Below are 5,026 nucleotides of genomic sequence, written 5' to 3'. Positions count from 1 at the left end.
CTATGTCACACGCCATTGTTGGGGCGGTGACCGCGCTGAGACAGTGCCTCACACGCCTCAACACCCCACAGAGGCGCGTCCCTTCGTGGAGGAATCCAGATGCGCTATCGCTTCGCGCTGCCCGGACGCACGCCGAGAGGCGCGGCCGGCCGCATCGCCGGCGCCGCCGCCGTCTGCGTCACCCTGGCCGGCTTGCTGTCCACCCCGGCGCTGGCGGCACCCCGGCCGCACCCCGGTACGGCCACCGCCCCCGCCCCGCGCGCCCACCTCGCCGTTCCGCCGCCCGCCGCGGCGTCCACCGCCGCGACCGAGCGCCCCGATACCCGGGCCAGGGGCCTCAGCCCGGTCCAACTCCCGCCGCTGCAGCCACTGTCCGCCAAACCGTCCGGGAACACGGTGAAGGCCGCCTCCTGCACCCCGGCCGACTTCGGCAGCCGTACCGGCTCCGCCCTCGTCGCCTACGTCAAGGCGGCGACCCCGGACTGCGTGAACACCCTTTTCCCGGTCGCCGGCCCGGACGCTCGTGCCGTCTTCCGCCAGGCCCAGATGCTGACCGTGGCGAACGCCTTCACACGCACCGCCGGCCAGTACCGCGGCGACAACTCCGGCGGCCTGCTGCAACTGGTCCTCTTCCTGCGCGCCGGCTACTACGTGCAGTTCAACCACCCCGCGGACGTGGGCACGTACACCGCGCGACTCACCACCGCCGTCACGGCCGGCATGGACACCTTCTTCGCCCGCCCCCACTCCCGTGACGTCTCGGCGGCCAACGGCGGCATCCTCGGCGAGACCGTCATCCTCACCGACAGCGCCGACCAGCAGGACCGCTACCTGTACGTCTACCGGCGGCTGCTGAACGACTACGACAGCTCCTACGACGCGGTCGACAGCATGACCAGGGCGGTCAACGACGTCTACACGCCCCTGTGGCGAGGCAACTGGAACCCGCGGTACGTGCAGGCGGTCCAGGCCGACCCGCGCGTCATCGACACCCTGTACGACTTCGCGCTGGCCAACACCGACCAGCTCGGCACCGACCTGGCCTTCCTGGACTCCAACGCCGGTATGAACCTGGCCCGTTACACCGAGCACCCCGGACTCCGTGACGACGTGAGGCCGTTGACGAAGGACCTGCTGGACCGGACCGCGATCACCGGCCCGACGGCCGGGCTGTGGGTCGCCGTGGCCACCCAGGCCGCCGCCTACGACCCGGACGACTGCGCCTACTACGAGGTCTGCAACCTGCCGGACAAGCTCGACAAGGCCGTTCTGCCCGTCACGCACCACTGCGACGCGAACGTCACCGTCCGGGCCCAGGCGCTCACCGCCGCCGACCTCGACGCCGCCTGCGCCAGCGTGCTCCGCCAGGACGCCTACTTCGGCCGGGTCGTCGGGGCCGACGGCCGGATACCCGGGCAGTACGCCTCCACCCTCCGGCTCGTGGTCTTCGCCGGCCGCGCCGACTACCGGACGTACGCCGGCGCGATGTACGGCATCAGCACCGACAACGGCGGCATGACGCTGGGCGGCGACCCGTCGGACCCGGCCAACCAGCCGATGTCGGTGATGTACCAGAAGAACTACGACGACGGCTTCCCGGCCCGGATCTGGAACCTCAACCACGAGTACACGCACTTCCTGGACGCGCGCGACGACATGGCGGGCGACTTCGCGCGGCAGATCTCCGTGCCGGACGTGTGGTGGATCGAGGGCATCGCCGAGTACGTCTCCTACAGCTACCGCGGCCTCGCCGACGACCAGGCGGTCCAGGAGGCCGGCAGGCACACGTACCGGCTGAGCACCCTGTTCGAGAACACGTATGACAACAGCGACGTGACCCGCACCTACCCGTGGGGCTATCTCGCCGTGCGCTACATGATCGAGAAGCACCCCGACGACGTCCGGCGCATGCTCGCCCGCTTCCGCGTGGGTGACTACGCCGGCGGATACGCCGTCTACCACGACGGTATCGGCACCCGCTACGACGCCGACTTCGACCAGTGGCTCACGGCGTGCGCCGCGGGCGCCTGTGCCCGGCCGGCCGCGGCCTGACCGCGCGCGCCCGGCGAGCCGGCCGCCGACCGGGGATCCCGGTCGGCGGCCGTACGCGTGCGCGAGGCCCGGCGGATCAGACCGCCGGCGCCGGGAACGTCGGGTACTCCACGCCCGAGACGTGCTGGACGACCCGGACGACCTGGCAGGAGTAGCCGAACTCGTTGTCGTACCAGAGGTAGAGGATCGCGTTGTCGCCGTCGACCTTGAGGGCGCCGGCGTCCACGATCGAGGCGTGGCGCGAGCCGATGAAGTCGCTGGAGACCGCGTCGGGCGCCGTGATGAAGTCGATCTGGCGCTTGAGCGGCGAGGTCAGCGACACCTCGCGCAGGTAGTCGTGGACCTCCTCGCGGGTGGTCTCGCGGGCCAGCTGCAGGTTGAGGATGGCGATCGAGACGTCCGGCACCGGGACGCGGATCGAGCTGCCGCTGATCGTGGCCTTGAGGTCGGGCAGCGCCTTGGCGACGGCCGAGGCGGCACCGGTCTCGGTGATGACCATGTTGAGCGCCGCGGAGCGGCCCCGGCGCTCGGACTTGTGGTAGTTGTCCAGCAGGTTCTGGTCGTTGGTGAACGAGTGGACGGTCTCCACGTGGCCGCGCAGCACGCCGTACTCGTCGTCCATGGCCTTCAGCGGCGGGACGATGGCGTTGGTGGTGCAGGAGGCGCAGGACAGGATCTGCTCGTCCGGCTTGACGGTGTCGTGGTTGACGCCGTGGACGATGTTCGGGACGTCGCCCTTGCCCGGCGCGGTCAGCACGACCTTCTCGATGCCGGGGCGCAGGTGCTTGGACAGGCCCTCGCGGTCGCGCCACTTGCCGGTGTTGTCGATGAGGATGGCGTCCCGGATGCCGTACTCGGTGTAGTCCACGTGCGACGGGTCGTCGGCGTAGATCACCTTGACGGCGTTGCCGTTGGCGACGATCGTGCTGCTGTCCTCGTCGACCGTGATGGTGCCCTGGAACTGGCCGTGGATGGAGTCGCGGCGCAGCAGCGAGGCGCGCTTGACGAGGTCCCCGGCGGCCCGGGCGCCGCCGCCGCGCACGACGATGGCGCGCAGGCGCAGGCCGTTGCCGGAGCCGGCCTTCTCGATCAGCAGGCGGGCGACGAGGCGGCCGATGCGGCCGAAGCCGTACAGGACGACGTCGCGGGGTTCACGGCGCTCGATCTTGTCGGCGCCGGTGGCGCCGGCGACGGCCTCGGCGGTGAACTCGGCCACGCTCAGGCCCCGGTCGTCGGCCTTGTAGGTGGTGGCCAGCATGCCGAGGTCGATCTGGGAGGGTCCGAGGTCGAGGGCGGTCAGGGCCTCGAGGAAGGGCATCGTCTCGGTGACCGACAGCTCGGCACCGGCGATCTGCCGGGCGAAGCGGTGGGTCTTGAGAATGCTGACCACCGACTTGTTCACCAGGGAGCGGCTGTGCAGCAGGACGGTCACGTCCCGCTCGCGGTGCAGCTTCCCGATGAGCGGGATCATCGACTCCGCGATCTCCTCGCGGATCTTCCAGTTGGTGAACGAGTCGTCGTTGACAGTCACAGATCCATCTTTCGAGCTAGGCAGCGCTCATATGATAACCACACCCTGAGGGGGGTCTGGGCTGGGGGTATCCGTCACCCGGGAGCGCCCGGATTCGTGAATAGGGGTGGAACTGTGTAAGAAACCCGGGTCGTGCTTTGCACCGCTTCCCGGGCGTGACCAAGGTCGACCCCGTGAGTACCTCCTCCGTGCCGCGGCCCGAGCCGACGGCCCCCGCCGGGCCCCTGCGCCGCCCCCGGCTGCCGCGGCCCGCCGCCGGCGCGACCCGGGAATTCCTGCCCGCCCTCGCGCTCTTCGCGGGCCTGCGGCTCGCCGGGATCCTCACGGTGATCCTCACGAACGAACTGCGCGGGCACCCGCTGGTGCGGAACCTGGCCCACTCCTGGGACTCCCGCTGGTACCTGCACATCGCCACGCACGGCTACGGCCGCCTCATCTGGATCGCCCCCACGGGCGCCGTCCAGACCGACTGGGCGTTCTTCCCCCTCTACCCGGCGCTCATCCGGGCCCTGGCCACCGTGCTGCCGCTCGGCCCGGGCCAGACCGGCCTGCTCATCGCCTGGACGGCCGCGTGCGTGGCCGCGTACGGCGTCTACCGCGTCGGGCACCTGCTGTACGGGCGGGGCGTGGCCACCGCGCTGGTCGCGCTGTGGGCCGCCCTGCCGCACGCGGTCGAACTCACCCTCGCCTACACCGAGTCGCTGTTCGCCGCGCTCGCCGCCTGGTCCCTGTACTGCGTGCTGCGGGGCCGCTGGCTGTGGGCCGGCACGCTGGCCGTGCTGGCGGGTCTGTCCCGGCCCAGCGGCTTCGCGGTGGCGGTGGCCGTCTGCCTCGCCGCAGGCCACGAGGCGCTGCGCCGGCGCGGCCGGGTCCCGGCGCGCCTGTGGGCCGGCGCGCTCCTGGCCCCGCTGGGCTGGCCGGCCTACGTGCTGTGGGTGGGCGGCCGCACCGGAGACCTGCTCGGCGGCTACTTCTCGGTCCAGCGCGCCTGGGACTCCCGCTTCGACTTCGGTGCCGGCTCGGTGCGCTTCCTCAAGGCCCTGCTGCTGCACGGCGGCGGCGTCGTCTACCCGGCGGCCCTCCTGATCGTCGCGGCGAGCGTGCTGCTGTTCGTCCTGCTGTGCCTGGAACGCGCCCCGCTGGCCCTGGTGGTCTTCTCCGGCGTCCTGGTCCTGCTGGTGCTCGGCGGTTCCGGTTCCTTCTCCTCCAAGCCCCGGTTCCTGCTGCCGGCCTTCCCGCTGCTCGTGCCGGTGGCCCGCGCGCTCGCCCGGACCTGGTGGCTGCGCCGCTCCCGGGCGGTGGTCGTATACGGCGCCCTCGCCCTGGTCTCCCTGCTGGCCGGCGCCTACGTGACGGCCGTGGCCCACTCCCCGCTGTGAACCACCGCCGGGCTCGCCCGGCCCGTGCGGAGAGGGGAAGGCGGCATGATCGTCCGGGGGGCCG

3 protein-coding genes are annotated in these 5,026 nt (G+C 71.6%); 2 read left to right on the top strand and 1 reads right to left on the bottom strand.

Annotated elements, in window-relative coordinates:
* Positions 1-99 precede the first annotated feature (99 nt).
* Entirely contained in the window at positions 100-2,052 is a 1,953-nt protein-coding gene (locus IE312_RS25485) for a collagenase (RefSeq protein ID WP_189984658.1), read from the top strand.
* Between the two features lie 76 nt (positions 2,053-2,128).
* Here the strand turns inward: IE312_RS25485 and IE312_RS25480 are convergent, their stop codons facing one another.
* The gene (locus IE312_RS25480) at positions 2,129-3,583 is read right to left on the bottom strand and encodes a glyceraldehyde-3-phosphate dehydrogenase (RefSeq protein ID WP_189984657.1); all 1,455 of its coding nucleotides are present in this window, start codon (positions 3,581-3,583) and stop codon (positions 2,129-2,131) included.
* Positions 3,584-3,756: 173 nt separating this feature from the next.
* On the opposite strand from IE312_RS25480, the gene IE312_RS25475 reads away from it, so the two are divergent.
* Positions 3,757-4,962 (top strand): putative hexosyltransferase, encoded by a 1,206-nt coding sequence (locus IE312_RS25475; protein WP_229900415.1) that lies wholly within the window; start codon positions 3,757-3,759, stop codon positions 4,960-4,962.
* The last annotated feature ends 64 nt before the right edge of the window (positions 4,963-5,026 follow it).

Origin of the sequence: Streptomyces capoamus (genome assembly GCF_014654935.1) — a bacterium.
In the GTDB taxonomy this organism is placed as follows: Bacteria; Actinomycetota; Actinomycetes; order Streptomycetales; family Streptomycetaceae; genus Streptomyces; species Streptomyces capoamus.
Note: the sequence above shows the minus strand (reverse complement) of the source record. Positions and strands in the feature narration are given on the sequence as shown.